This window comes from Brachybacterium paraconglomeratum, assembly GCF_003994255.1.
GTDB classification, from domain to species: Bacteria; Actinomycetota; Actinomycetes; order Actinomycetales; family Dermabacteraceae; genus Brachybacterium; species Brachybacterium conglomeratum.
The window spans coordinates 186,120-212,449 of record NZ_ML133854.1 but is presented as its reverse complement, the minus strand read 5'-3'; the positions used below and the strand labels follow the sequence as shown (position 1 = coordinate 212,449).

The window sequence follows — 26,330 nt, the reverse complement described above, 5'->3', positions numbered from 1 at the left end:
GGGCCTACCTTGCGGCACAGCGATAGCTCGGCGCACTCGCCACCGGTCGGCCCAGCCCCTCAGCCCTCCGTCGCGCGATCGGCGAATGCGAGGATCTCCTGCACCACGTCCTCGCGGGTGGTGGGCTCGTTGTGGACCTCGTGGCGCACGCCCGGGTAGATGCGCGTGCGCACGTCGGTGCGGCCGGCCTCGTGCAGACGGTTCGCGACGTGGAGCGCGCCCTCGCCGTAGTTCGCCACCGGGTCCTGGTCGCCGGCGAGGATCAGCACGGGCAGCCCGGCGGGCAGGTCGGAGTAGAACGCCTCGGAGTTCGCCCGGTCGTAGACGTCCACGAAGCCCTGGAGGAAGCGGGCGCTCATGGGGGCACCGAAGTTGTTCAGGGGGTCGCGGCCGTGGTCGGTGACGACGTCCTCGTCGAACGCGACCCAGGCGGTGGGCCCGGCGTCCTCCCCGAAGCGGTCGAGGAACCCGTCGAAGAGCTGGCCGACGAGTTCCTCGGGGGCGGGGTCGGCCCTCTGCGCGCCGGTGGCGAGGGCGGCGAGCGCCTCGCGGTCGATGCTCGCCTCGATCCCTCGCATCTGCGCCGCGATCCCGCCGAGCACCAGACCGGCGAGCTGCGCCTGCGGTGCGGTCGCGACGACGCGCGCGATCATCGAGCCCCAGCTGTGGCCGTAGAGGACGTGCGGCAGGCCGGGCAGGATCTCACGGGCACGAGCCTGGAGCGCGAGCTCGTCCTCGACGACGATGCGCGCCGCCTCGTCCCCGGCGTCGGCCCAGATGCCCGAGCGCATCGCGGTCGCGCCGTGGCCGGCGTGGTCGCCCGCGAGGACGGCGAAGCCGTCGTCGACGAGGGCGCTGATCACATGCAGGTAGCGGCGGGAGTGCTCGCCGAGCCCGTGGACGATCTGCACGATCCCGCGCGGTGCGACCGCGGGCACGTGCAGCCACGCCTGGATCTCGTCGCGACCGTTCGCGGAGGGGAAGGTGATCTCGTGCAGGGCCATGGGGTCTCCTCGTGTGGGGGTGCCGCGCCTCTGCGCACGGCCGTAGCCAGCCTAGCCGTGCGGGGTGTCGGCGTCCTCGTCAGTTGATGATCTCGGCGGCCGGTCCCCGCCGTCGCGGCGAGCGGTGAAGCAGGCGTGGTTCATGACCACGTCGTCCCGGCAGCGCAAGCGGTGGCCTGCGGTGATCAGGTCCCCCGGCCGCAGCGCCGCTCGCGTGCCGTGGAAGTACCGGGGGTGCTGGGGCTCGTCTTCGCTCTCCACAGGCGGAGTGCCCGTCGCCGTCACCCGCCCAGGTGGCGGCGCAGGTGGGTGCCCGTGAGGCTGTCGACGTCGGCGGCGATCTGCTCGGGGGTGCCGCGGGCGACGAGGCGGCCGCCCGCGGCGCCTCCGCCCGGTCCCATGTCGATCACCCAGTCGGCGTTGGCGATCAGGTCGAGGTCGTGCTCGATGACCAGGACGGTCGCGCCGCTGCCGACGAGCCGGTCCAGGACGTGCACGAGCGTGCGCACGTCCAGCGGGTGCAGGCCGACGCTCGGCTCGTCGAAGACGAACACGGCGTCGCGCTGGGTGCGGCCCATCTGCCCGGCGAGCTTGAGGCGCTGCGCCTCGCCGCCCGAGAGGGCCGGGGTGTCCTCGCCCAGGGTGAGATACCCGAGCCCGAGGTCGACCAGGGTCTCGAGGGTGCGGCGGACGGCGCGGACGTCGCCGACCAGCTCGATCGCCTCGGCGACGGTGGCGGAGAGCAGGCCGGGCAGGGTCACGTCCCCGCGCCGGATATCCGAGGCCTCAGGGGCGTAGCGGCTCCCCTCGCAGTCAGGGCAGTCGATGTCGACGTCGGGCAGGAACTGCACGTCGAGCTCGACGCGGCCCGTGCCCTCGCAGCGGGGACAGCGCAGGGAGCCGGTGTTGTAGGAGAAGGCGCCCATGGTCAGTCCGCGCTCCTGCGCGGCCGGGGTGCGGGCGAACTCGCGGCGCAGGGGGTCCAGCACGCCCGAGTAGGTGGCGACGGTCGAGCGGACGTTCACGCCGATCGGGGTCGCGTCGATGCGGTGGACGTGCTCGACCCCGTCGGCCGCGAGCGAGTGCACGTGGCCGGGCAGTTCGCGGCCGTCGCCCCTCGCGCGCAGCGCGGGCACGAGCGTCTCGAGCACCAGGGTGGTCTTGCCCGAGCCGGAGACACCGGTGACGGCGGTGAGCCGGCCTCGGGGGATGCGGACGTCGAGCTCCCTGACGGTGTGCAGCGGGGCGCTCTCCAGGCGGATCGCGCCGTGTACGAAGACGTCCTGCTCGGCGGCGCGCTCGCGGACGACGATCTCCTCGCGGCCGTCGAGGAACGGGCCGAGCCGGGAGGCGGCGTCGGCGATGATCTCCTCGACGCTCCCCTGGGCGATGACGGTGCCGCCGTCGCCGCCCGCGCCGGGGCCGATCTCGAGGATCTCCTCGGCCTCGCGCAGCAGCTGCACGTCGTGGTCGACGACGAGCACGGAGTTCCCGTCAGCGAGCAGGTCGCCGATCAGCTCGACGAGCCCCTCGATGTTCGAGGGGTGCATGCCGATGCTGGGCTCGTCGAGCACGTAGAGCACGCCGGTGGTGCGGTTGCGGACGGCGCGGGCGAGCTGGGCGCGCTGGCGCTCCCCTGTCGAGAGGGTGGAGCCGGCCCGGTCCAGGGAGAGATAGCCGAGGCCGAGGTGGACGAGACGCTCCGCCATCTGCAGGAACTGGTCCACGAGCCCGCGCGCCATCGGATGCATCTCGGACGGTAGGGGCTCGATGATCCTCGGCGCCCAGTCCAGGAGCGCGTCGAGCGTCATCGCGGAGGCGGCGGCGAGGTCCTTCCCGTCGATCTCGGGTTCCCGCGCCGCGGGCGAGAGCCGCGTGCCCTCGCAGGCGGGGCAGGTGCGCTCGACCAGGAAGCGGGAGACGCGGGCGAGCCGCCTCTCGTCGTGGGCGCGCCGCAGCTCCTCGGTGACCGTGAGGCGGGCGTTGCGGAAGGTGAAGTCGAGGTCGTGGGCGCCCTTCTTCGAGCGGACCGTGATCGCCTTCTTCTCCTCGGGGCCGTCCAGGACGATGTCCTTCTCCCAGTCCTCGAGGTCCCGCCAGGGCACGTCGGTGCGCACCCCGAACTCGCGGGCGATGTCCGGCTGCACCTTCCAGCCGAACATGTTCCAGGGCTTGACCGCGCCCTCGTCGAGAGTCTTCGAGGTGTCCGGGACCAGGGCGTCGTCGTCGACCTCGCGCACGATCCCGGTGCCCTCGCAGGCGGGGCAGGCGCCCTCGGAGTTGAAGGCGAGCGCCTCGGCGCCGGGCGGGTCCACGTCCGCTCCGCACTCCGGGCAGGGATAGGGCTCCTCGGCGGCGACGAGCAGCGAGGGCGGGACGCGGTGCCCGTTCGGGCAGAGGTGGGAGGCCAGGCGCGAGTACATCAGGCGCAGCACGTTCAGCAGCTCGGTGGAGGTGCCGAAGGTGGAGCGGACGCTCGGCACCCCGGGCCGTTGGCGCAGCGCGAGCGCGGCGGGGACGTGCACGACCTCGTCGACGTCCGCGCGCGGGGCCTGCGCCATGCGACGGCGGGTGTAGGTCGACAGCGCCTCGACGTAGCGGCGGGAGCCCTCGGCGTAGACCACGCCCATGGCGAGGGAGGACTTGCCGGAGCCGGAGACGCCGGCGATCGCGACCAGACGGTCCAGCGGGATGTCGACGTCGAGGCCGCGGAGGTTGTGCACGCGCGCCCCGCGCACTGCGATGTGGTCGGGTCGCTGCGGCCTCGCTCTGCTCATGGCCCCACGGTAGTCACGGGCTGCGGGGACGACGCCAGGGCGGGGCGGTGACCGCCGGGCTCGCCCGGAGTTCATCGTCGGGCCATGCCCTCGTCACCCGGGCGGAGTTCACTGCCGGCATGGACAGCTTCCGCTCCCCTGCCCGTCGCACCCTCCTCAAGGGCGCCGCCGCGGCCTCCCTCGCCGCCGCGGTCCCCGCCATCACCCCGCCCGCCGCCTCCGCCGCGCCCGCTCGTCCCGCTCCTTCCCGCCCCGGCGCCGCTCGCCTGACCCTGCCCTCCGGCCTGCAGACCGGGGACGTCACCATGGACTCCGCCGTGCTCTGGTCCCGCGCCTCGGGCGAGGGCCGGCTCCACGCCGTCCTGCACGCCCTGGACCATGAGGGCCGTCGCCTCACCTCCTCCTCGAGGGGCCGGGGGAAGGGCCGCGGCCGGGACAGCGAGCCGATCGTGCTGCGCGGCCCCTGGGCCACCGAGCGAACCGACTTCACCGCCCGGATCAGCGCGACGGACCTCCCCTCCGACACACAGTACGAGGTCGAGCTGTTCTTCGAGGACGAGAACGGGAAGCGGGGCGAGGTCGGCGTCGGCCGCTTCGGGACCGCGCCCGGGCACCGCTCCGACGGGGCGCAGTCCTTCGTCTGGACGGCCGACACCGCCGGCCAGGGGTACGGCATCAACCCCGACGTCGGCGGCATGTTCGGCTACGAGGCGATGCGCGCCGTGGAGCCGGACTTCTTCCTCCACGCCGGGGACACGATCTACGCCGACGGCCCGATCGAGGAGAGCATCGAGGAGCCCGGCGGCACGATCTGGCGCAACCTGGTCACCGACGAGGTCGCGAAGGTCGCCGAGACACTGCGGGAGTTCCGCGGCCGCCACAGCTACAACCTGAGGGACGAGAACATCCGCGCGCTGTACGCCGAGGTCCCGGTCATCGCCACCTGGGACGACCACGAGACCACCAACAACTGGTGGCCCGGCGAGGTGCTGGAGGACGACCGCTACTCCGTCGTCGACGTGGACACCCTCGCCGCGCGCGGCCGACGCGCCTGGCAGGAGTACCAGCCGATCGCCGACGTGCGCTCCCTGACCCCCGGCACCGGCTTCGAGCCGGAGCGCATCTACCGGAAGATCTCCCGCGGCCCGGCGCTGGACGTGTTCGTGCTCGATATGCGCACGCACAAGGGCGAGAACACCGACGGGAGGGAGCAGCGCGCCACGTCGATGCTCGGTGAGGAGCAGCTGCAGTGGCTGCTGAAGGGTCTGCGCAGGTCGCAGGCGACCTGGAAGGTGATCCTCGCGGACCTGCCGCTGGGGATCGTGGTGCCCGACGGCGAGGGCCAGGAGTCGATCGCCAACGCCGAGGACGGTGCGCCGCTGGGCCGTGAGCTGGAGCTCGCGCGCCTGCTGTCGGGGATCAAGTCTCAGCGCACCCGCAACGTCGTCTTCCTCACCGGCGACGTCCACTACTGCGCCGCGCACCACTACTCCCCCGAGCGGGCCGCGTTCACCGACTTCGACCCGTTCTGGGAGTTCGTGGCCGGACCGATCAACGCCGGCTCCTTCGGCCCCAACGAGATGGACGGCACCTTCGGCCCCGAGGTCGACTTCCAGAAGGCCGGCCCCGCGATGGGCTCCCCGCGCGACGGGAAGGGCCAGTTCTTCGGCCGAGTCGAGATCGCGCCCGACGGAGAGGAGTTCACCGTGGAGCTGATCGATGCGACCGGCGAGGTGCAGTACGCGCGCACGCTCACGCCGCAGGAGGGGTGAGGGGCGGGCTCGCCCAGTCCTGTCAGCTCGAGCGCAGTCGAGGCTCGTCGCCCACGGCGACGGCCCCGTCCCACCCCTCGGCTGCGGTCCGACGCAGGTGCTCGACGTCCAGCAGCGCGACCCAGCGCCGGCCGGAGTCGATGATCGCCTCCTCCTTCCACCGGCTGAGCACCCGGGAGACGGACTCGGGCGTCGAGCCGGTGAGACCGGCGAGATCGGCACGGCACAAGGGGACGTCCAGCAGGATCCCGCGATGTCCGCGATCACGGCCGAGCCTCACGGACAGTCGTAGCAGCACAGCGGCGAGCCGCGCGGCGACGGGCCGGGTCATCCACCCGCCGGTCTCGTTCTGCAGCTGGGAGAGACGGTCCGTGACGGCCTCGACCACCCGCACGGCGACCGTGGGGTGCTCGAGCAGGATCTGATGGAAGACCGCCTGCTCGATGCGCAGCGCGCACGTGTCCACCAGCGCCTCGGCGGTCTCGCGCTGCACGGTGCGCCGGCCGACCCCGACAGCGCCGAGCGGCATGCTCGGCCCCAGGATGTCGGTGGCCCGTTCGGTGCCGTCCGCGGCCCGCTGGGAGAGCCGGACCCGTCCCTCGGCGATGATGTGCAGGGCATCGGCGCCCTCGCCGGCGCGGAAGAGAGTCTCGCCGGCTCCCCAGCTGCAGCGCGTCATGCGCGCATCGAGCGCCCGGAGCTGCCGCTCGTCGAGTGAGTGGAACCAGCGGGACCGGCTCAGTGCCTGCAGACGCACAGGCAGCGGGCACTCGTGCGGGATGGGCAGGACGCGCAGAGGGATGGTGCGGCGCCGGCCGGGGCTGCGCACCGGCATGTGGGGAGAGACCTGCAGGGCCACCGTCAGTCCTCCTCGGCGAGCGCGGGCCGCGGGAGGTCGTAGCGGATGCCACGACCTGCGAGCACGAGTGCTGCAGCGCTCCATCGCCACAGCTCTCAGCCGCGCTACCACCATAGCCGCCGCGCACCGCCCCGGGACGGACCTTAGGGCCCGGCCGCCAGGCCCCGTCGGCCCTGTGCCTGTGGACGCTGCGCCCCGTCGGCCCCATCGACCCACCGGCCCCGTCCACCGCAGAGGACGCCTCTGTCGCCGTGCACTTGACTGACGCAGATCAGGCTCAGCGCCCCGAAATGGACTCGATTGACGCACGTCATTCTCGATCCGGGACTCCCAGGTGATGCTGTGCCCAGCTTCGAGGGAGGTCACGGCGCCCTTCCCCCGCCGCACGACCAGGCCGTGCCGCGAGGGTGCCGTGCCTCCCGTCGCCCAGGTGGAGCGGCCCCGCGTCGCGACGCCTCCGCACAGGATGGATTCAGCCTCGTGAGTGTCACCGACAAGGACTCCCCCGCCCGGTCTAGATCCGAGATCTCCCTCTCGAAGGGATGGGTCCAGGGCGTCGCCCTCGTCCTGATCTTCGGCTTCATGGTGATGGGGGTGCTCGCCTACCGGACCTACACCGACTCGATGCCCCTGCCGGAGCGGGTGGTCAGCGAGAGCGGCGAGGAGATCCTCACGCAGGAGGACATCACCCGCGGCCAGAACATCTTCCTCGCGCGGGGCCTGCAGCAGTACGGCTCGGTGATGGGCCACGGCGCCTACCTGGGCCCGGACTACACCGCGGAGTACCTCCGTCTGAGCAGCGAGCACATCGCCGAACAGCTCACCAGCCAGGGCGTCCAGGACCCTTCGGTCGCGACCTCGCAGATGCAGCGCACCAACCGGTACGACGAGGCGACCGGCACGCTCGTGTTCACCGACGAGCAGATCAGCGCCTTCGAGGCGATCCAGGAGCACTACGCGGAGTTCTTCGGCGATCCGACCACCGCGAACGGGCTCATCCCCGAGGCGATCACCGCCCCCGAGGACATCCACGATCTCACCGCCTTCTACGCCTGGACCGCGTGGGCGAGCGCTGCCGAGCGCCCGGGCCTCGGCTACTCCTACACGAACAACTGGCCGGCCGAGCCGCGGGTCGACAACCATCCGACGGCCGACATCCTGGTGTGGTCCGCGATCTCCCTGGTCGCCCTGCTGGTGGGCCTCGGCCTGCTGTTCGCGGTCTACGGGCGCTGGAGCAGCAAGCTCGGCTGGAAGGGCAACGACACCACGTCGCTGCGCTTCCTGCAGCCCGGCACGGTCGGGATCACGAAGGCGCAGAAGTCCACCGCCTGGTTCTTCCTCGTCGTCGCGCTGCTGTTCCTCATCCAGTCCGTGGTCGGCGCGTCCGTCGAGCACTACCGGGTCGAGATCCAGGGCTTCTTCGGCGTCGACCTTGCCCAGATCTTCCCCTTCAACCTCGCCCGCACCTGGCATGTGCAGCTGTCCCTGCTGTGGACCGCGGCCTCGTTCCTGGCGGCCGCGATCTTCCTCGCCCCGATCATCTCGGGCCGGGAGCCGAAGGGGCAGCACTACCTCTCCTACGGCCTGCTCGGCGCGCTCGCGCTCGTGGTGGTCGGCATGTTCGGCGGCACCGCCATCAGCATCTACGGACCCCAGTGGGCGGAGGGCTCGCTCTTCTTCACCCAGCAGTGGGAGTACCTGGACCTGCCCCGCATGTTCCAGATCCTGCTGACCATCGGGCTCGCGCTGTGGTTCCTGATCATCGTGCGCGCGATCCGCTCGCGCCTGCGCACCGAGTCGAAGTTCAACATGCCGTGGCTGTTCATGTACGCGGCGCTCGCGATCCCCGCGTTCTACGCCGTGGGCCTGCTGGCGACCAACGAGTCGCACCTGACCGTCGCCGAGTTCTGGCGGTTCTGGGTGGTCCACCTGTGGGTCGAGGACTTCCTCGAGCTGTTCACCACCGTGATGGTCGCGTACATCTTCGTGATGCTCGGCGTGGTGCGCAGGCGCATCGCCATCCAGATCATCCTGCTGGACGTCATCCTCTACTCCGCCGGCGGCGTCATCGGCACGATGCACCACCTGTACTTCTCCGGCACGCCCGTCGAGCACATGGCGCTGGGCGCCGTGTTCTCGGCGCTGGAGGTCATCCCGCTGACCTTCCTCACCGTCGAGGCATGGACCTTCCTGCAGCTCGGCGCCCGACAGGAATCGCGCACCACCGCACCCTTCCCCCACCGCTGGGCGGTCATGTTCCTCGTGGCCGTCGGCTTCTGGAACTTCCTGGGCGCCGGCGTGTTCGGATTCCTGGTGAACCTGCCGATCGTGTCCTACTACCAGATCGGCACAGCGCTGACCGCGAACCATGCGCACGGCTCGATGATGGGCGTGTACGGCATGCTCGCCGTGGGCCTGGCCCTGTTCGCGCTGCGCTACATCATCACGCCCGAGAAGTGGCCCGATCGCCTGGCCAAGCTGTCCTTCTGGTCGCTGAACATCGGCCTGGCCTGGATGGTCTTCGCGACGCTGCTGCCGCTCGGCGTGCTCCAGCTGTGGGCGTCGGTCAGCGAGGGCTATGTCGAGGCACGGTCGCTGGCCTACCTGACCCAGACGGAGAACCTGGTCCTGGAGTGGATGCGCCTGCCCGGTGACGTCCTGTTCATCGTCGGCGGGATCCTGCCCTTCGTGTACATCACGTGGCTCGGTGTGCGGCACGCGATCCGCGCGACCGTCACCCAGATGGAGCCGGAGACCCTCTTCGTGTACGAGACCCCCGAGGCGCGCGAGGACCGCACCGGCCTGCGGACGCCCGTCAGCGGGAGCACCGCTGCGGGACGCTCCGAGAACGCGGCCTCTACCCGCTACGCCTCCGATCGTCGGCGTGACGAGGCGGCCGGTGAGGACCCGCTGCCATGACGGGCTGGCTCCAGAGCATCGAGATCGCCGCGTGGCTCTCCGCCGCCTACGGCATCGCGCTGGTCCTCGCCGCCCACGGCATCGACCGGCTCGCGAAGCGGGTGCACACCCTGCACGACGCGAACCAGACCACCGGCTTCGTCTACCACGAGGACCACGACGCGTGGCTGTGCCCGGAGGACCAGTGGCTGTGGCCGCAGTCCTTCGACCCGGACAACCGCGTCATGCGCTACCGGGGCAAGCCCTCGGTGTGCAATGCGTGCCCCATCAAGGACACCTGCACCACCTCGGACGACGGCCGGGAGATGCGCCACGAGGTCGACCCGTGGCCGTCCTCGGAATCCGCACGGTTCCACCGCGGCATCGCCTGCGCGGTGAGCGTCCTGGCCATCCTCTGGCCGCTCGGTGCGGCGTTCACCGTCGAGAGCGGGCTGAGCCAGCTGCTGCTGCTCGTCACCGCCGCTCCCGTTGCCCTCCTGTCCCTGCCGCTGTGGTCCCACCTACGGCGCACCCCCGTGGATCCCGAGGGCGTGCTGTTCCGCTCGCTGGACGAGAACCTCGAGGACCGGGCCGAAGCGCTGGAGGCGCTCCAGCGCCGCCGCACCTCCTACTCCTCCGACCGTCGGGCGCCGACGGACGGCATCACCCCGCTGGTCCTCGGCCGGACCCGCTACGCCTCCGACGGAAGGGACTCCGACACCCATGCCTAGCAGCATGCTCCTCGGCATCATCGTGGCCGCCCTCGTGCTCATCGTGCTCATCGCCTCGCTGCGCGTGGTGCGCGAGTACGAGCGCCTGGTCATCTTCCGGCTGGGCCGGCTGCGCGGCGCGATCGGCCCCGGGCTGGTGCTCCTGCTGCCGTATCTGGACCGCTCCGTGCGGGTCGACATGCGCGTGGTCACCCTGACGATCCCGCCCCAGGAGGTCATCACCCGTGACAACGTCACCGCCCGCGTCAACGCCGTGGTGATGTTCAAGGTCGCAGACCCCGTGCGCTCCGTCATGGAGGTGGAGAACCACGCGGTCGCCACCTCCCAGTACGCCCAGACCACGCTGCGCTCCGTGGTGGGCCGCGCGGACCTCGACACGCTCCTGGCCCACCGCGCGGACCTCAACGAGGACCTCTACCGCTCGATCGCCCAGCAGGCGGTGCCGTGGGGTGTGGAGGTGTCCGTCGTCGAGATCAAGGACGTGGAGATCCCCGAGCTGATGCAGCGGGCAATGGCCCGTCAGGCCGAGGCCGAGCGCGAACGGCGCGCGAAGGTGATCAGCGCGCACGGTGAGCTCGAGGCCTCCACCGAGCTGCGCGATGCGGCGCTCGTGCTGAGCGAGGCCCCCGGTTCGCTCCAGCTGCGCTATCTCCAGACCCTGCTGGAGCTGGGCGCGGACCAGAACTCGACCGTCGTGTTCCCGCTGCCGATGGACATCATCGGCCCGGTGATGGGGGCGCTGAAGAACTTCGCCCCCGAGGACGAGGCGGTCGCCCCCATCAGTGTCCCGAGCCCGAGCACCACCCCGTCGAGCACCGCCCACCCCCGCCCGCCGCAGACGGCGGCGACCCCTCAGGAGGACGATGATCATGAGTGAGCGAGCCCCCTCCCCGCAGAGCATCCCCACGCCGGGCCGCCGGGTAGTCCTCGCCCCCACCCCGCCGGGCTTCCGACGGATCATGGTCGGGCTCGTGGTCGCCCTGCTCGCGCCGTTCTTCGGCATCCTGATCGGCAGCGGCATCGGCGAGGGCGACGGCTTTACCAGCGTCCAGCCCATGTACTGGGGCTTCTTCACCGGTGGTCTCATCGGCGCAGCGGCCCTGCTGGTCGCGGCCTCGGGCGTGCGGGCACTCTGGCGGAGCAACCGCACGCGGACCCAGCAGGATCCGCGGGAGCAGCAGGGGCAGGAGGAGTGATGCACTCCTCCCTCGCCCCCGAGAACGTCGCTCCCGAGGACGTCGCTCCCGAGGACGTCGCCGCTGAGACCCCCGTCCCAGCGGGGTCCCGTGCCGCGTGCCCCGTCGGCCCCGGCGCAGCGAGCGGGCGCACCGCGTTCCGCTCCGACCGGGCCGCCGACAGGGCGATGCGCTGGCTGCTGGGGATCCGCGAGCCCGCGCCGAGTTCAGGCGCCGGGGCGCACCGGGCCTTCCGCGTCGCCGTCGTGATCTCCGCGCTGCGGTGCACGATCACCTATGTGGCGATACCCGTCCTCATCCCGCTCCTGAGCCTCGCTGGGTGGATCGCCGGCCCCGTGGGCCTGGCGCTCTGCGCGCTCGCCGCCGTCAACGGCGTGGTCAGCGTGCGGCGGTTCTGGCGGGCTGATCACGCCCAGCGATGGACGTACACGGCGTTCATCGTGGTCGTCTTCGTCATCCTGACAATCTCGACCTGGACCGAAGCGAGCAGATTGGTGGCAGCACTATGAACACGACACATCACCCCGTCGAGAACGAGATCACGACGACGCCGCCGACGATCGAGGGCTGGACGCCGGAGGATCGGGAGCCGAGCTCCGCCGAGAACAACTTCGTGAGCATCGCGCTGTTCGCGTTCCTCATCCTGTTCGGGCTCGGCTGCCTCATCGTCTTCTGAGCCCGGGCGCGGGCCGCTCCAGGGCCGACGGGTCAGTCGGCCGCAGGCTCCGGCACCTCCGTGGCGGGATCGGCGCGCAGCAGATCCGCGATCTCCTCCTCGGGGCGCGGCGCGACGGTCTCATCCGCCTCGAGCTCCGGGAGCGGGGTCTCCTCCCCCGGTCCCGGCGCGTGGTCATGAACGGGCTTGTGCTGCGACGCGCTCATCACGATCCCTCCAATGCCGTGTGAGCCAGGATACGTCCCGGGGTGCGCCGACTGCAGCTGCGTGACGCGGCGGTGGCATAGCGGCTCGCGCGGTCATTCGCCGGCGCGCAGGGGCAGGGAGTCGAAGGCCGGGGCCGGGTCCGTGCGCAGCCGGCCGTAGGTGTCGACATCGAAACGCTGGCCGTCGATGAGGAACTTGCCGCGCTCGGTGCCTTCCTTGGCGAAGCCCGCCGCTCGCGCGACGGCGCCTGAGGCCGGGTTGTTCACGCGGTGCCCGAGCTCGAGTCGCTCGAGGCCGCGCTCGGTGAGCGCCCACTGCGCGACAGTCGCGGCGGCGCGGGCGGTGAGGCCGCGTCCGCGGGCACGGTGCGTCACCCAGTACCAGAACCAGCCGCTGAGGTTCTCCTCGTCGACGGTGACGGCGATGAGCCCGATCAGCTCCTCGCCCTCGGCGATCGCCCAGGGCTCATGCGGTGAGTCCTCCGCGAGCAGGCGCGCGACATACCGCTCGGCCTCCGCCAGCGTGGTCACGTCGCCCTGACGAGCCATGTCGTCGGCCGATCCGAACGCGGCATGCACCGCTGGGGCGTCGGAGGCGCGAAGCCGGCGCAGCATTGGCGAGGGGGCAACGGCGCTCACCTCGTCGAGCGAATCCCGGGTCGAGATGACGTAGTCCCGTGCGATCCCTGCGGTGGCCTCGAGCCAGCGGCTCGTGCGAACCCTCGCCTGGTGCGCATCGAAAGCCGCACGGTCCACGAACTGCTCGACGACGGTCCAGACCAGCGGGTCCTCGGTCGGCTCGACCTCGAAGCGGAAGCATCCGGGCTCGGCGCGGGTGAGGGCGATGTGCTCGGGCAGGTGCTGCCGGACCGTGGAGGCCTCGGTGAGGTCAGCGCAGAGGAGCCGCCCGGTGAGCTCGACGACGTCCGCGCTGTTCTGGTCCCTCGTACCGTCCGTCGGCCTGTCATCCATCGGTTGCCCCTCCCCGGCGTGCTCCGCGCCCAGTCGTCGAGACCCTACTCGCCCGGGGCTCAGCACGATGCCGTGGATCGCGGGCGCTGACGGGCAGGTGGTGGAGCAGGTCTCCCCAGCCTCGCTACGCTGGAGGAATGGCGACAGTTCTCCTCGTGCGGCACGGTCGCACCACGGCCAATGCGACAGGACTGCTGGCAGGGCGGACCCCCGGTGTCGCCCTCGACGCTCACGGACGGGACCAGGCGGCGCGGACCGGCGACAGGATCGCGGCAGTGCCCGTGGCCGGCGTGGTCTCCAGCCCTCTCGAACGCTGCCGGGAGACCGCCCGGGCCATCGTCGAGCGACAGGCGGTCGCGCCGCCCTCGTCGGTCGAGGAGGAGATCACGGAGTGCGACTACGGCCGGTGGCAGGGCCGCCGGCTCGACGATCTCGCGAAGGAGGATCTGTGGCGGACCGTGCAGTCGCATCCCTCCGCGGTCGTCTTCCCCGGCGGCGAGTCCATGACGGGGATGCAGGCCAGGGCGGTGGCGGCGATCCGACGCCATGATGCGGAGATCGAGGCCGAGCACGGTCCGGGAGCGGTGTGGGTGGCGGTGAGCCACGGCGACATCATCAAGTCGGTCCTGGCCGATGCGCTCGGCATGCACCTGGACATGTTCCAGAGGCTGGAGGCGGGCCCCGCCTCGGTGTCGATCGTGAGCTACGGCGCGGTCAGTCCGCGGGTCCTGGCGATCAACACCGACTCCGGCGATCTGTCCTGGCTCGCGAAGGGTGTGCACGCCGGTGATGCCGCGGTGGGCGGCGGTGCGGGCGCTCCCGCTGCCGAGGCCGCGGCGCCTAGGATCGTCACATGACCGACGTGCCCGCCCATGTTCATGAGTTCGACTGGCCGGACCGGGTCGTCATCGGGACGGTCGGCCGTCCCGGGGCCCGGACGTTCTACCTGCAGGCGCGCACGGGCGCGCAGATCGTGAGCATCGCCCTCGAGAAGGAGCAGTCGGCCCTGCTCGCGCAGAAGATCGACGAGATCCTCGACCGGCTCCGCGAGGTCGAGGACAACCGCTGGAGCGTGCCCACCAGCACTCCCGTCGAGCTGGTCGACAACGATCCGCTGGAGCCCGTCCAGGAGCAGTTCCGCGCCGGCACCATCGGCATCGGCTGGGACCCCACCACGGCGCAGGTGATCATCGAGGCGCATCCTCTCCCCGCCGACGACGAGCTCGACGAGGGGTTCGCGGAGGACTCGTCCGCGGAGGACTCCTTCGCCGAGGACTCCGAGATGCTGAGGGTGAAGATGCCCGTCGGCACCGCCCGGGCGTTCACCCAGCGCACCCGCGAGGTCGTGGACGCCGGGCGTCCCCTGTGCACTCTCTGCGGCTACCCCATCGACCCCGATGGCCACACCTGCATCATCCCCGAGTCCTGATGTCCCAGGCTGACCTGGTGACCGCCGAGCTGACGCTCACCGGTCGCCTCGCGACGGCGTCGAACGCGACGTTCCTGGGCAGGATCGGCGACGATGCGGTCGTGTACAAGCCCGTGGCGGGCGAGGCCCCGCTCTGGGACTTCCCCGGCCGGACTCTGGCCCGTCGGGAAGTGGCCTCCTTCCTGGTCTCCGAGGCCCTCGGCTGGGACGTCGTGCCGCGCACCTGGCTGCGCGACGGCCCGTTCGGGGAGGGGATGGTGCAGCTCTGGCAGGAGCGGGACCCCGATCAGAGCCCCGTGGACCTCGTCGCGGCGGACGAGGTGCCCGACACGGGCTGGCGGGCCGTCCTCGAGGGCGAGGACCAGGATGGTCAGCAGATCGTCCTGGTCCATGAGGACACGCCCGCGCTGCGGCGCATGGCGGTGTTCGACGTGATCGTCAACAACGCCGACCGCAAGGGCGACCACGTCCTGGCCATGGAGGGCGGGCACCGCTACGGCGTCGATCACGGCCTCACCTTCCACCACGACGACAAGCTGCGCACCGTCCTGTGGGGCTGGCTGGGCGAGCCCTTGACCGCCGAGGAGCTGGGAGGCGTCGGCCGCGTCGCCGACGAGCTGGACGGCGAGCTCGGCGAGCGTCTTGCGGAGCTGCTCAGCGCCGACGAGCTCGCAGCCCTCGCAGCGCGATGCGCCCGGCTGCAGGAGGACGGGCTCTTCCCGGCCCCGGGCGGCGAGATGCCGGCGGTGCCGTGGCCGCTGTTCTGAGCGCGGCCACACTCTCCGACGACACCCCCTGGCGGCGGGCGACTGCACCGACCGCATGTCACGCAGCCGGCGTCATCACCTCGACACGATTGCCGAAGCCGTCGCGCGCATGGAAGCGGACGTACCCCTCGAAGGTATCGCGCTCCGCCCAGGAGAGCTCATAGCCGGCGTGTTCGATGCGTGCAGCCGTCGCCTCGAGCTCGTCGAGCGTGTCGAGGACGAGACCCGGATGGGCCTTCTCGGCCGGACGGAACGGCTCCTCCACGCCGAGATGGAGCTCGGCGGTGATCACGTCACCGTCGAAGGCACGGAACCAGCATCCGCCCCGGCCTGTGAGCGACGGCGGCTTCGACACCTCCTGCAGCCCGAGCGCCTCACCGTAGAAGCGGCGAGCGTCATCCTCCCCGTCGCGCGCGATGGAGATCTGAACGTGGTGGAGCCTCATCGCCGCCCCCCTTTTTATCTTGACGTCAAGACAACTCTAGCATCGAGGCCGTCACCGCACGCCGAGCCCGGTGACGAGAAGATCCGCAACCTCGTCGGCAGTCCGTTCGCCTGTGTCGATCTCCGGCACGGCATCGGACCACGCCGCACAGTCGGAACGCCTGCGCTGCACGTCCGCCCAGGTCGGTTCGCCGACTTGCGCGAGCCCTCGATCCCTGCCATGGAGCCTCCGTCGATGCTCCTGCGCATCCGAGATCAGGAGGTGCACGAACTCGATGTCTGCACCTGTTCGTGCCGCGGCAGCACGCCAGGTCTGCCGGGCCTCGTCACTGTCGTCCACCGCGTCGACGACGACATCGTGGCCGAGCCCAAGGTTCAGCTCGGCCATCGCACGCGTCGCCTCGTAGGCAGCGACCCCGACCACCCAGCCTCGCGGCAGACCGCAGGCGAGCATCGAGTCCTCGACCGCGTCGACGGACAGGTGGACCGACCCTGTGCGCGCAGCGACGATCTTGGCGATGCTCGTCTTCCCGACTCCCGGGAGACCGGAGAGCACGACCAGGCGAGCGCACGGTGGAACCAGGAGATCTGCCTCGGTGGACTACTACACCCGGATCGAGAAGGGCGAGCTGACCGGGGTCTCCGACGCCTCCGCGCCGAACCTGACATCCTTCGTCTTCCTCGAACCCGCCGCCGCCAGGTTCTACGACGACCTCGACGGAGCCGCCGCCACCTGCGTGAAGATCCTGCGCGCCCAGGCCGGAGCGACGCCGCACGACAAGCAGCTCAGTCAGCTCGTCGGCGAGCTGACCACCCGCAGCGAGGACTTCAGCGCCCGGTGGGCCGCTCACGACGTCGGCGTCCACCGCGCCGGGACGAAGATCCTCCACCACCACGAGGTCGGGGAGCCCACCCTCGGCTTCAAGGAGCTCGCACTGGACTCCGAGCCGTCGATCGCCCTGTCCGCCTACATCGCAGAGCCCACCGCCCCGACGGCGGAGAGACTGCAGCTGCTGGCGGCGTGGAACGCCGCCGATGCGACAGAGCTGCGCAGGATCTGACGTCAGCACGGGCACTGGCGGCACCAGTGCCGGGACATCGTCTCGAAGCCCACTGAGATCCTGCACCGCCAGTCGATTCATGGGCCGGTGACGCGACCGCAATGGGTCAGTTCAGTACGAGCGTCTCCACAGGCTGACCGGTGACCTCCGCGATGAGATCGAAGTCCTTGTCGACGGCCAGGACTGTCAACCCCGCTTTCTCCGCCGTCGCGGCGATGAGCAGATCCGGGATGGACGGAGCGCGGTGCCGGCCACGATCGGCGAGGAGCATCTGCACCTCGAAGGCGCGATCCTCCATCGCGGGCGTGAGGTGCTCGATCGGCATGAGCGACAGCGGAGGCAGCCCGAACGCCTCGCGCCCCACTTCACCCGAGCGGACGGAGAAGCCGAGTTCGAGCCGCGTCACCGTCGAAAGACGCATCAGCCTGCGCTCAATGCGCGAGTTCCACTCGGAGAGGCTCGCCGCCTGCCCGGCCTGCATCCGCACGTATGCCGATTTGTCGACCAGCCAGTTCGTCACCGCCACGCGGCATCCATCACGTCAGGGTCAGCAAGATCCCTGAAAGCCTCCGCTGAGCGCCTCCAGTCATCAGCATCGACCGTGGCCGCTGCTGGAGGCGGGGCATCTTGCTCCAAGCGCCGACGCAGGTACTCGTTGCGCGAGAGCCCCAGGGCCGCCGCCTCAGCATCGATGCGCTCGACGGCAGACTCACTCAGACCACGGATCAGCACGTTCGTCATCACGACCACCTCCCCCAGAACGATATCGTGATATCACACTTGCGTCGAGGGCCACTCGGCTCTGACTGCGGCACACGCGCGAAGGTGCCTGCCTGCACGTTGAAGCGGAACTCGACTGAGTTCCGGCACGGACAACCATCTGCGTCAACTGCCCGCCACGGACCTCAAGAGTGGTCGGCGACCAACCTCCCAAGCACGTCGAGATCGTGGCGGTCCTCCGGCCGGAGGTCGTAACCGAGCCTCAGCGCCATGAGTCGCGCGGCGCACGCGACAACTACCGAGCGATCTCCGATCACTCCGACCGCGCGCTCGCGCGCTCGGTGGACGAACGAGTCTTCACCGAAGCCCTGCTGGACCCCGTCGCCGACACAGTCCACGTCCATCGGATGGATGTCGACCGCCCTGTCGCCGGCGCGCAGCTCAACTCGGATCGGACGCCAGTCCTCCACGATGCTGTATCCGCGACCGAGCAACCATTCCATGAGGGCGTCGACCGTCGTCGAGTCGACGAACACATCCAGATCACCATGCGATCTGGTCTGGGAACCGTGCAGAGCGTCAACGGCCCATCCGCCGTTGACCTGGTAGACGACTGATCGCTCCTCGAGCCAGCCAACGACCCGGACTACCTCAGCGGCGTCCATCCCGCTGAAGGTCATGCGGATTGCAGCGGCACGATGGCGTCGATCTGCTCAGCCGCGCGATCCTCTGCGAGGTCGAGGTCGTAGAGCGTCTGCAGGTTCAGCCAGAACTGTGCGGTGGTGCCGAAGAGCTTGCCGAGCCGGAGCGCGGTGTCCGCCGTGATCCCCCGCTTGCCATGCACGATCTCGTTGATCCGCCGAGGCGGGACGCCGATCGACACGGCGAGCTTGTTCTGCGTGATCCCGAAGCCCTCGATGAAGTCCTCCATGAGGAGCTCCCCAGGGTGGATCGGGGCAATCTTCTCAGTGGTAGTCAACGATCTCCACCTCCTCCGGTCCTGCGTCGGTCCGCACGAACCAGATCCGCCACTCGTCGTTGATCCTGATGCTGTGCTGCCCGGCGCTGTCGCCCTTCAGCGCTTCGAGCCGGTTGCCCGGCGGGACCCGAAGATCCTCGATGGACTCCGCCGATCCCACCTGACGAAGCTTGCGCAGTGCGACCCGATGGATCCGATGATCGATCGAGCGCACTCGCTCACGACGCCACAATCGTTCGGTGTCCTTGCTCCCGAACGATCTGATCACGAGACCAGGATATAACGACCGGCGTCAATAACGCTAGACGTTAAACCGGAACTCCACCACGTTCCGTAGCCGAATAACGTCTCAACCAGTGCCTAGCTGCACCGCTGATCACGGGTTGCACGTAGGCTCTAAGTGTGAACTCACCTGGGAACGAGCACCATCCGACCGCCGACCAACCTAAGCCCTCGCTTGGCTGGCGAGACGATCCGATCACAACAGCCGACCAGGACACTCTCCAGCGTGCACAGGTAGCCCAACGCATAGCGCGACTGATCGACGAGAACCACTCCCCGGAATCCAGCGTTGTCTATGGACTTGAGGGCCCTTGGGGCTGTGGCAAGTCCTCAGTCATCGCCTTGATCACCACCTTCCTCACGAAATTCGACGAAAACCGATGGCATGTCGTCTCGTTTACGCCTTGGGCGACATCCGGAACTGAGGGATTGCTTTCCGAGTTCTTTTCCGCTCTTGCAACCGTTGCGCCAAAATCGAGTAACAGTAAGGACCTGCGTGGCCTGATCAGTACCTACGCCGACATCGCGCGGCCTTTTGCGGCCTTGATCCCGGTCGCGGGATCGGCAGTTGCCGAGGCGACGCGAAGTCTTGAGACCCGCTTATCGAAACCGTGGAATGTAGCCTTCGAAGAGATCGCGACAGAACTGCGGACCCTCGGAACACCAGTGCTGGTCGTCGTCGACGATATTGACCGTCTCCAACCCGGCGAATTATTCGACCTCCTTAAGGTGGTGCGTCTGCTTGGCCGCTTCCCCGGTGTCGACTTCATCTTGGCCTACGATGAACAAACCCTCATCGAGACCTTGCAGAATCCAGACCAGTCCAACGCATCGAAGGCTAGGGCTCGGGCGTTCATGGAGAAGATAGTTCAGTATCCACTGAGTATCCCGCCCCTTCTCACGAGCCAGATCGTAAAAATACTGGACGCCGGGCTGACGGAGATTTTGACCCCGGAACGTGTCGAGACAAGCTTCGACAGGAACCGGTTCGGTGACATCATCCTGTCCACCATGCCCTCCCAACTCACTACACCGCGCGCAATTGAGCGATTCCTGGCGCAAGTTCGCGAGCAGTTCAGGAGCCACGATCTCAGTGAGATGAATGATGTGGACCTCATCTTGACCGTTTTCCTCAAGGTTCAGTTTCCCGACGTCTTCGCCCGACTGCAGTCGTGGAAGAGTGAACTAACTCGCTCGTCTCCTTCGATAGCGAGCTTCGGCAGACGTGAGGTAGAGCAGCCGGATTGGGATCAACTCTTTGAAGTCCTCGATCGCAACGAGGATCGTCGAGATGCACGCGCGGTTCTAGCTGTTCTCTTTCCTGCTACTCGCGCCCCAAGCCCTTCCCGCGCTGCGCCCAGACGGTTCGCGCATCCCGACTACTTCGATCGGTACCTCGCGCAAGCTATCCCTGAACACGACGTACCCGACGCCATCGTCAGCCGAGCGATTGGGAAGGCGGCCGTCGGCAACGGCGCCGATCTACATTCGCTACTCTCCGCCGACGACGAATCACGGGTGACCTTGACGCTGAGCAAGATCCGCTCGCTATATCCAGATATCAGAGAGCTGCCGCACCACGAAGGTCCCTCCGGTCCAGTCACACTGGAGTTGTTAACCGTCGGCATGACCCTTGTCAATGACGCCGAAGACAGACTGAGCTCTTTGACTTCCAACTTGGTCCACTTAACACACTGGGCTGCGACGCTGCTCCGTCGCCTTGTCGACGCAAATCCTAAGAGCGAAATTGATTGCGCGTTGATGGCATGCTCCGATATTCACCGTCGCACCCATGTAATTACGACAGCGAACCGCGACGTGGATGCGCTCAATGATGAAACTGCGCAGACTCTGCGTGAAGCGCTGCATCGAGAGGCCGATAGATTGTCGTCGATTTTGCTGAATGGTCTCCGCCAGGGTGACGAGTCGAAGGCACAAGCAGGTAACAGTTTCCTCTATGACGTCATCGCCGAGTCGCCGACCCTGGAGAGCTTTCGGGCCGACATTGCGAATGGCTTAGAATCTGACGATTTCTCTCTTGAAGACATTGCAGCGAGGCTCGTCAGTTTCTCTTACATAATCGGAGGCTCCGGACGACCCTCATATGCGTCATTCTCGGGGGCCCTCTTCACGAAGATCACCGGGATAGAAGCACGGTCGGTCGAGAGTAAGGATGTGAGCGATTGTCCTGATACTGGCTGGCTATACCGTCGACAGTTCACCAAGCCGCTAATCTCGCCGCGAGGGGCGGACGCCAAAGAAGCCAGCGGAAGCGACTCGTGACAAGCGGCGTCGTCTGATCCCATGGCTTTCCCCTCCGAGTGCGAGGGGAAAGTTTAGACGGCAAAACGAAAACTGACCGCATTCCGTAGCCGAATCACCTTTGGAGAGCTATGTCCATAGGTCGGTGCTCGCTCACCGTCCCTCCGGCGCTCCCATGTGGGAGATCGGGACGATCACAAGCTCTCGAACGACTGCGAGCACCAGAGCTGTCACTACGGTCGCGGGAGTGCTGGAGCTCGTCCGAGTTCCGAGGTCGGTAACCTTGCCACGTCGCGCTGGGGCCACGAGACGGGCGTTGCCGCAACGACTGGTATGACGGCCTACGATCAGGTGGCGACGAGAACCGCGGAGGAGGCCCACGTGCGCACCGTACTCGCGGCCGGGAACCGGCACTCAGTGCTGCGACGCGAGGACGGGACCGTGATTGCCACTGGCAACAATCAAGCCGGCGAGTGTGACGTACTACCCTGGTCCGACGTCATCGCCGTAGCCGCTGGCAGCGTCCACACGGCCCGCAATACCGGCAAGTCTCACACAGTGGGGCTCCGAGCCGATGGGACTGCACTTGCTACCGGCTGGAGCGACGCCGGGCAGACCGCCGTCACGCAGTGGCGCGAGATCACGGCAATAGCCGCCGGCTGGAGGACCACCGTGGGGCTACGTGCCGACGGATCGGTCGTCGCCACCGGTCGCACCGCGGAAGGACAGTGTGACGTGCAGTTGTGGAGCGGGATCGTCGCGATCGCGTGCGGCGACTGGCACACAGTCGCAGTTCGACGCGACGGCACAGCCCTCGCAACTGGCAACAATCAGCGAGGGCAGACCGACGTCGCCCGGTGGACACACGTGTCCGGGGTCTCTGCCGGCTACCTGCACACCGTCGGCTTACACGAAGACGGCACCGTCGTCGCCGTCGGCGACGACAGCAGAGGCCAGTGCGAGGTGTCATCGTGGAGAAGCATCACCTCAGTGGCGGCCGGCTCCGTCCATACGCTCGCGCTGAGCCAGACCGGAAGGGTCTTCGGAACGGGCGACAACCAGTTCGGCCAGTGCGATGTCCAGTCATGGACCGGCATCACAGCGATCGCAGCCGGAGCGAGACACTCGCTTGGGCTGCGCGCCGACGGAACAGTCGTGGCTGCGGGCGACCACACCGAGCAGCAATGCAATGTCAACGCCTGGGCCACTCGACCACAGATGAACTGAAGTCCGGCATGCCCGGTAATCGACCGTCGATCACACGTTGAACCTCAACTCCACCACGTTCCGGTACGTACAGCCATCTGGTTCCGATCAGGGATCAAGGTCACTGAGACCGTTCACTTGCAGCCGAGGGATTGTGGGCGCATGCTCTTCACCAGTCGATGCTGAGCATGGCCGCGCTTCGCCGCCAGTGCTCAACCGCGATACCGGCGTCGTAGGCCTGCCTGTTCGTGCGGCCGATCCGGCCCGGTGCACCGTAGTACTCCCCCGATGTCCACGCCCGGCCCGGTTGACCCTCGATGAAGTGCCGCAGGCGTGCTCCTCCCTGCTCTGGGGAGATCAGGAACGCCCTGAGCGCGCCGTGGTAGACGCGTTGGAAGTAGCTGTCTGTGTCCGAGGCGAAGTTCGTCGCGACATTGCCAGGATGGAATGCGACTGAGGAGAGGCCCCGGCCGTGGAAGCGCTCGTGCAGCTCCTTGGTGAACAGGATGTTGGCGAGCTTGGCGTCGCCATAGGCCTTGTTCGGTGAGAACCCCGCCCAGTTGTTCAGGTCCTCGAGGTCGATGTGGCCGAACAAGCGCGCGCCGATGCTGGAGGTATTGACCACGGCCGCGCGGCTGCCGATCAACTTGTCGATCAGCAGATGCGTGAGGAGGTAAGGGGCGAGGTGATTGACCTGGAAGGTCTTCTCGAAGCCGTCCTGGGTGACTGTCGGTCCGGAGAACATGCCGCCCGCGTTGTTTGCCAGCACGTCGATCCGCTCGCAGACCTCATTCAGCTCGCCGGCGAGGCGGCGTACGTCGTCGAGCCTGGCGAAGTCGGCGACATAGTGCTCGGCACCGGTGGCGGCGGCGACCGCGCTGGTCTTCTCCGGCGAACGCCCTACGAGGATCAGCCGTGCGCCGGTCTCCGCGAGCTGTCGGCTGGCTGCCGCGCCGATGCCGTCACTGGCTCCGGTGATGACGATCGTTCTCATCGGTTCTCCCTTCCTGGATTCGGGTCAGCAACGGAGGGGAGGAACCGGGCTGTGAGCGCTTCGACCGCCTCCCAGGCTTCACGCTCGCGCTGCCGGTCATAGGACGCCGGCGATGATGCAGCCACTCGGTCACGGTCGACGTACGCGCCGGTCGGGGCCGAGACGGTGCCGAGTACCGCGTCGGCCAGGAACCGCCCTGCCCGGTCGGGCGATGTCGCCAGCGGGGTGAGCGTCAGCAGGGGCATGACCCGTCGCATGGCGAACCGGGAGATGGCATCGGCGTCGCGTGCGAGGTCGGTGCCGGGCACGAAGCCCGGGTTGAACGAGGTGATCGTAAAGCCAGTCGGGAGTCGGCGCGCGTATTCGTGGACGAGGTAGATGGCGGCGAGCTTGCTGGTCGAGTAGGCGGCCCGCCCCGCTGTGCTGCCGCTCGGGTCGGGGAACGCTGCGGCCCGGGCCAGGGTCTCGACCGGGTGCCACTGCGGGCCCGGCACCATGCCGAGGTTGTGCCTCAGGTCGCCGAAGTGCGTGTCGCTGACCGTCACGACGACCCGCGCGCTGGGAGGCAGGTGCCCCTGGAGCCTCCGCAGCAGGACGTGGTTGGCCAGGACGTTGACCGCGAAGGTCGCCTCGAAGCCGTCCACGGTCTCGGTCAGTGCGTTCGTCAGCTGCACCCCGGCGTTGCAGACCAGCGCTCCGATCGGTGGCAGGCGGCCGGGATGCACCAGCTCCACCACCTCGTCAGCCGCCTCGCTCACGCTGCGCAGAGAGGACAGGTCGGCTCGGATGACAGTCACCGACCCGCCGGCTGCTCGCAACTCGTCGACCAGTGCCTGCGGGACGGTACGGCTCAGCAGCACCAGATGCGCCTGCGGGCGACCGGCGAGCAGGCGGCGCGCCGCCGTGCGGCCGATCCCGCGGCTCGCTCCGGTCATCACCACGGTCTGCTCCATCGTCATCGCCTCCGGGCCCTTCCGCCGGGACCCGGTTGGGCGGTGTCACCGGCGATGGCCTGGATCAGGAGTGTCACGTCGCTGCCCGGCAGAAGGTCGTCGTGTCCTGCGCCTTCCGCGAAAGCGACGCGGGCCAAGACCGTCCCCACGACCAGGTGCGCCGCGGATGCGGCATCGGCTCCCACGGCCTCGCCCCGTGCGGCAGCACGGTCGAAGATCGCCTCCAGGTGCTCCCGCGTCGGTTCGAGGATGCTGGTGCGCACGATCGCGGCGAGTTCTCGGTCATGCGCCGACTCGCCGACGAGCGCGACGAGTGTCGCGCCGATCCTGCCGGAGAGCACAGCACGCTTATGGGCCAGCAGCGCGCGCAGGTCTCCCCCCACTGTGCCGGTGTCGACGTCGTCCGCCTCGGCCTCGCCGATCTGACCAGCCGCGGCCAGCAGGAGCTCCCGCTTGGAGGGCCATCGGCGGTACAGCGTCGCTGTGGACACCCCGGCCCGCTTCGCGACCGCAGCGGTGGTCAGCCGGGCGTAGCCCTCGTCCGCGAGCAGAGACAGCACCGCCTCCATGATCGCCGGCGTCAGTTCAGCATTGACAGGGCGACCTGACGATCCTCCGAGTCCACCTGAGCCCTCTGTCATGACGATGCCCCGTCCTTTCGATACGAAACGGTTTCCTTTCATAAGGTACCCGCACTCGCCCTCCTACACAACCGAGCCCCGTGGATATTCGGTCCGCGATCCGCACGAAGGACGACCACAGACGTTAGACCGAAAATCTAAAATCCACCACGTTCCGGCACGTACGACCATCTGCAGTCAGCGACTACCAAGCCCGTCCGCGCAGGTTGATGTCGCCCTCCGGCCACGGCTCGAGCGGGGCGATTGGCCGAATGAGGATCGGCGGGCCAGGCTCGTCCACGACAGATTCGCCATCACGCCCGATCGACTTCTCGCGGGCGTAGATCCGATGCCAACCACATGAAGCGTAGAACGGGACGACTTGCTCTCGACAGCCCAGGTAGCCGAACGCGAGGTGGCCGCGATCGCGCATCGACTGCTCTGCCCACCCCATGAGTTCACCCCCGAGACGCATCCCTCTTGCGTCAGCGGAGATCAAGACACCGCCGACTCCCGCGATCGCGACGATCTCCGTACCGACAGCGATCTCGCGGCGCGCCCATCCCACGTGGCCGACGACGCGACCTTCGATCCGCGCCATGACGTGGACATCATGTGACGCGTAGCCGTAGGGCTGTTGCGGATCCCACTCTCCGAACTCCTTGAGATACTCGCTGTCGAAGAGTTGTCGAAGCTCACCCAGGTCGGCCTCAGTGAGTTCCTGGTGGGCGAGGATCTCGATCGAATGGTGCTTCACGCGTCGACCTTCCACGGGTCCACCAGCTCGACGCCGGTGTGCTGGAAATCCTTCACATTGCGCGTAGCGCAGGTTGCTCCGTGCGTCAGGCAGATCGCGGCGATCTGCGCGTCGGCGGTACTGATCGGCGCTCCCGTGCTCTCTCGAGCCACGAGCACGTCGGCGTAGCGGTCGGCCGCCACGTCATCGAACGGCAGCACAGCGCGGCCGCCCCGGTACGGTGCGAGCGCCGCGTCGATGCGCCTGGACAGCTCATCCCTGCGCCGACCATCCGGCAGCCGTCGCACACCCGCCAACAGTTCCGCGAGCGTGACGGACGTAATCGCGACGTCACCCTCCAGGGACGCGAGCCAGTCCACCACGCGTGGCTCAGGCAACGGTCGAAAGATCTCCGAGATCACGTTCGTGTCGAGAATGATCACTCGAAGTCCACCGCCCGCGCGACGTCATCGCGCACAGGGATCGGCAGATCTTCGACTCCACCGACATCCTGCGCGGCAGCCAGCAGAGCGATTCCGATGTGCGGCCTGCGTGCAGCCTTGGTAAGGATGGCGCGAACCTCGGCTTCCATGGACCGACCGTGCTCCTTCGCCTGCGCGGCGAGTTGCTGTTTCACGGCGTCGTCGAGACCGCGAACGATGATGGATGACATCGGCGACCACCTCCTCTGATATCAGTCATGATAGCAGCGTGCGGCAGCGACCTTGCCAGAGGCGAGGACCCTCCAATACGACACTGCCCCGGTCCCCTCATGACGAGGCAACC

31 protein-coding genes are annotated in these 26,330 nt (G+C 68.6%); 13 read left to right on the top strand and 18 right to left on the bottom strand.

Going from position 1 to position 26,330, the window contains the following annotated elements; translation table 11 throughout:
* Positions 1-59 precede the first annotated feature (59 nt).
* Together DS079_RS08480 and DS079_RS08470 are read right to left on the bottom strand one after the other, a co-directional pair.
* Positions 60-1,004, bottom strand: coding sequence for an alpha/beta fold hydrolase (locus tag DS079_RS08480; protein WP_126986520.1), 945 nt, complete (start codon positions 1,002-1,004; stop codon positions 60-62).
* 281 nt (positions 1,005-1,285) lie between these two features.
* A complete protein-coding gene (locus DS079_RS08470) occupies positions 1,286-3,781 on the bottom strand; it encodes an excinuclease ABC subunit UvrA (protein ID WP_126986516.1) in 2,496 nt (831 codons plus the stop codon).
* A gap of 119 nt (positions 3,782-3,900) precedes the next feature.
* Here DS079_RS08470 and DS079_RS08465 point away from each other — a divergent pair, with 119 nt between their 5' ends.
* The gene (locus DS079_RS08465; RefSeq protein WP_126986514.1) at positions 3,901-5,553 is read left to right on the top strand and encodes an alkaline phosphatase D family protein; all 1,653 of its coding nucleotides are present in this window, start codon (positions 3,901-3,903) and stop codon (positions 5,551-5,553) included.
* A gap of 22 nt (positions 5,554-5,575) precedes the next feature.
* On the opposite strand, the gene DS079_RS08460 is transcribed toward DS079_RS08465, so the two are convergent.
* A complete protein-coding gene (locus DS079_RS08460) occupies positions 5,576-6,412 on the bottom strand; it encodes a Crp/Fnr family transcriptional regulator (RefSeq protein ID WP_241237597.1) in 837 nt (278 codons plus the stop codon).
* A 480-nt stretch (positions 6,413-6,892) separates the two neighbouring features.
* Here DS079_RS08460 and DS079_RS08455 point away from each other — a divergent pair, with 480 nt between their 5' ends.
* The 6 genes from DS079_RS08455 to DS079_RS17060 are packed head-to-tail and all read left to right on the top strand — an operon-like array spanning position 6,893 to position 11,913.
* Complete coding sequence (locus tag DS079_RS08455) at positions 6,893-9,331, top strand: nitric-oxide reductase large subunit (protein WP_126986512.1); 2,439 nt, start codon at positions 6,893-6,895, stop codon at positions 9,329-9,331.
* Positions 9,328-10,041, top strand: a complete 714-nt coding sequence (locus DS079_RS08450) for a hypothetical protein (RefSeq protein ID WP_126986510.1) — start codon at positions 9,328-9,330, stop codon at positions 10,039-10,041. Before DS079_RS08455 ends, DS079_RS08450 begins: the two co-directional genes overlap by 4 nt.
* Entirely contained in the window at positions 10,034-10,918 is an 885-nt protein-coding gene (locus DS079_RS08445; RefSeq protein WP_082358889.1) for a slipin family protein, read from the top strand. The genes DS079_RS08450 and DS079_RS08445 overlap by 8 nt, the downstream gene beginning before the upstream one ends.
* A complete protein-coding gene (locus DS079_RS08440; protein WP_126986508.1) occupies positions 10,911-11,237 on the top strand; it encodes a hypothetical protein in 327 nt (108 codons plus the stop codon). The genes DS079_RS08445 and DS079_RS08440 overlap by 8 nt, the downstream gene beginning before the upstream one ends.
* Positions 11,237-11,746 carry a hypothetical protein gene (locus DS079_RS08435; RefSeq protein WP_241237596.1) on the top strand — a complete coding sequence of 170 codons (510 nt, stop codon included), beginning with the start codon at positions 11,237-11,239 and terminating at the stop codon, positions 11,744-11,746. The genes DS079_RS08440 and DS079_RS08435 overlap by 1 nt, the downstream gene beginning before the upstream one ends.
* Entirely contained in the window at positions 11,743-11,913 is a 171-nt protein-coding gene (locus DS079_RS17060; protein ID WP_159419669.1) for a hypothetical protein, read from the top strand. Before DS079_RS08435 ends, DS079_RS17060 begins: the two co-directional genes overlap by 4 nt.
* Before the next feature lie 32 nt (positions 11,914-11,945).
* On the opposite strand, the gene DS079_RS17055 is transcribed toward DS079_RS17060, so the two are convergent.
* Together DS079_RS17055 and DS079_RS17415 are read right to left on the bottom strand one after the other, a co-directional pair.
* Positions 11,946-12,119, bottom strand: a complete 174-nt coding sequence (locus DS079_RS17055; RefSeq protein ID WP_164736160.1) for a hypothetical protein — start codon at positions 12,117-12,119, stop codon at positions 11,946-11,948.
* Between the two features lie 93 nt (positions 12,120-12,212).
* Positions 12,213-13,091: a GNAT family N-acetyltransferase gene (locus DS079_RS17415; protein WP_241237595.1), complete on the bottom strand. Its 879-nt coding sequence runs from the start codon at positions 13,089-13,091 to the stop codon at positions 12,213-12,215.
* Positions 13,092-13,228: 137 nt separating this feature from the next.
* Here DS079_RS17415 and DS079_RS08420 point away from each other — a divergent pair, with 137 nt between their 5' ends.
* The 3 genes from DS079_RS08420 to DS079_RS08410 are packed head-to-tail and all read left to right on the top strand — an operon-like array spanning position 13,229 to position 15,287.
* Positions 13,229-13,948: a histidine phosphatase family protein gene (locus tag DS079_RS08420; RefSeq protein WP_206516149.1), complete on the top strand. Its 720-nt coding sequence runs from the start codon at positions 13,229-13,231 to the stop codon at positions 13,946-13,948.
* Positions 13,945-14,520, top strand: a complete 576-nt coding sequence (locus tag DS079_RS08415; protein ID WP_126986506.1) for a DUF3090 domain-containing protein — start codon at positions 13,945-13,947, stop codon at positions 14,518-14,520. Before DS079_RS08420 ends, DS079_RS08415 begins: the two co-directional genes overlap by 4 nt.
* Positions 14,520-15,287, top strand: a complete 768-nt coding sequence (locus tag DS079_RS08410; RefSeq protein WP_126986504.1) for an SCO1664 family protein — start codon at positions 14,520-14,522, stop codon at positions 15,285-15,287. The genes DS079_RS08415 and DS079_RS08410 overlap by 1 nt, the downstream gene beginning before the upstream one ends.
* A gap of 58 nt (positions 15,288-15,345) precedes the next feature.
* Here DS079_RS08410 and DS079_RS08405 read toward each other — a convergent pair whose 3' ends face one another.
* Entirely contained in the window at positions 15,346-15,732 is a 387-nt protein-coding gene (locus DS079_RS08405) for a VOC family protein (RefSeq protein ID WP_126986502.1), read from the bottom strand.
* Positions 15,733-15,783: 51 nt separating this feature from the next.
* Positions 15,784-16,287 (bottom strand): P-loop nucleotide/nucleoside kinase family protein, encoded by a 504-nt coding sequence (locus DS079_RS08400; RefSeq protein WP_164736159.1) that lies wholly within the window; start codon positions 16,285-16,287, stop codon positions 15,784-15,786.
* 40 nt (positions 16,288-16,327) lie between these two features.
* Here DS079_RS08400 and DS079_RS08395 point away from each other — a divergent pair, with 40 nt between their 5' ends.
* Positions 16,328-16,792: an MmyB family transcriptional regulator gene (locus DS079_RS08395; protein ID WP_206516148.1), complete on the top strand. Its 465-nt coding sequence runs from the start codon at positions 16,328-16,330 to the stop codon at positions 16,790-16,792.
* A 106-nt stretch (positions 16,793-16,898) separates the two neighbouring features.
* On the opposite strand, the gene DS079_RS08390 is transcribed toward DS079_RS08395, so the two are convergent.
* From DS079_RS08390 to DS079_RS08370, 5 genes are all read right to left on the bottom strand, one after another.
* On the bottom strand, positions 16,899-17,318 hold the full coding sequence (locus DS079_RS08390; protein WP_126986498.1) for a PIN domain nuclease: 420 nt from the start codon (positions 17,316-17,318) through the stop codon (positions 16,899-16,901).
* Positions 17,309-17,533 (bottom strand): type II toxin-antitoxin system VapB family antitoxin, encoded by a 225-nt coding sequence (vapB, locus tag DS079_RS08385; RefSeq protein WP_053918634.1) that lies wholly within the window; start codon positions 17,531-17,533, stop codon positions 17,309-17,311. Before vapB ends, DS079_RS08390 begins: the two co-directional genes overlap by 10 nt.
* 164 nt (positions 17,534-17,697) lie before the next feature.
* Positions 17,698-18,192, bottom strand: coding sequence for a nucleotidyltransferase domain-containing protein (locus DS079_RS08380; RefSeq protein ID WP_044496367.1), 495 nt, complete (start codon positions 18,190-18,192; stop codon positions 17,698-17,700).
* Positions 18,189-18,491 (bottom strand): HigA family addiction module antitoxin, encoded by a 303-nt coding sequence (locus tag DS079_RS08375; RefSeq protein WP_126986496.1) that lies wholly within the window; start codon positions 18,489-18,491, stop codon positions 18,189-18,191. The genes DS079_RS08380 and DS079_RS08375 overlap by 4 nt, the downstream gene beginning before the upstream one ends.
* Positions 18,478-18,759, bottom strand: coding sequence for a type II toxin-antitoxin system RelE/ParE family toxin (locus DS079_RS08370; protein WP_126986494.1), 282 nt, complete (start codon positions 18,757-18,759; stop codon positions 18,478-18,480). The genes DS079_RS08375 and DS079_RS08370 overlap by 14 nt, the downstream gene beginning before the upstream one ends.
* A gap of 134 nt (positions 18,760-18,893) precedes the next feature.
* Between DS079_RS08370 and DS079_RS08365 the strand changes: the two genes are divergently transcribed.
* Together DS079_RS08365 and DS079_RS08360 are read left to right on the top strand one after the other, a co-directional pair.
* Complete coding sequence (locus tag DS079_RS08365) at positions 18,894-21,056, top strand: KAP family NTPase (protein ID WP_126986492.1); 2,163 nt, start codon at positions 18,894-18,896, stop codon at positions 21,054-21,056.
* A gap of 312 nt (positions 21,057-21,368) precedes the next feature.
* Complete coding sequence (locus DS079_RS08360) at positions 21,369-22,262, top strand: RCC1 domain-containing protein (protein WP_126986490.1); 894 nt, start codon at positions 21,369-21,371, stop codon at positions 22,260-22,262.
* A 148-nt stretch (positions 22,263-22,410) separates the two neighbouring features.
* On the opposite strand, the gene DS079_RS08355 is transcribed toward DS079_RS08360, so the two are convergent.
* From DS079_RS08355 to DS079_RS08330, 6 genes are all read right to left on the bottom strand, one after another.
* Positions 22,411-23,235 (bottom strand): SDR family NAD(P)-dependent oxidoreductase, encoded by an 825-nt coding sequence (locus DS079_RS08355; RefSeq protein ID WP_126986488.1) that lies wholly within the window; start codon positions 23,233-23,235, stop codon positions 22,411-22,413.
* Positions 23,232-24,188, bottom strand: coding sequence for an SDR family NAD(P)-dependent oxidoreductase (locus tag DS079_RS08350; RefSeq protein WP_241237594.1), 957 nt, complete (start codon positions 24,186-24,188; stop codon positions 23,232-23,234). Before DS079_RS08350 ends, DS079_RS08355 begins: the two co-directional genes overlap by 4 nt.
* A 2-nt stretch (positions 24,189-24,190) precedes the next feature.
* A complete protein-coding gene (locus tag DS079_RS08345) occupies positions 24,191-24,748 on the bottom strand; it encodes a TetR/AcrR family transcriptional regulator (protein ID WP_206516147.1) in 558 nt (185 codons plus the stop codon).
* A 265-nt stretch (positions 24,749-25,013) separates the two neighbouring features.
* Positions 25,014-25,565 carry a GNAT family N-acetyltransferase gene (locus tag DS079_RS08340; protein WP_126986482.1) on the bottom strand — a complete coding sequence of 184 codons (552 nt, stop codon included), beginning with the start codon at positions 25,563-25,565 and terminating at the stop codon, positions 25,014-25,016.
* Positions 25,562-25,987 (bottom strand): type II toxin-antitoxin system VapC family toxin, encoded by a 426-nt coding sequence (locus DS079_RS08335; RefSeq protein ID WP_126986480.1) that lies wholly within the window; start codon positions 25,985-25,987, stop codon positions 25,562-25,564. The genes DS079_RS08340 and DS079_RS08335 overlap by 4 nt, the downstream gene beginning before the upstream one ends.
* Positions 25,984-26,217, bottom strand: a complete 234-nt coding sequence (locus DS079_RS08330) for a FitA-like ribbon-helix-helix domain-containing protein (protein ID WP_126986478.1) — start codon at positions 26,215-26,217, stop codon at positions 25,984-25,986. Before DS079_RS08330 ends, DS079_RS08335 begins: the two co-directional genes overlap by 4 nt.
* Between the last annotated feature and the right edge of the window lie 113 nt (positions 26,218-26,330).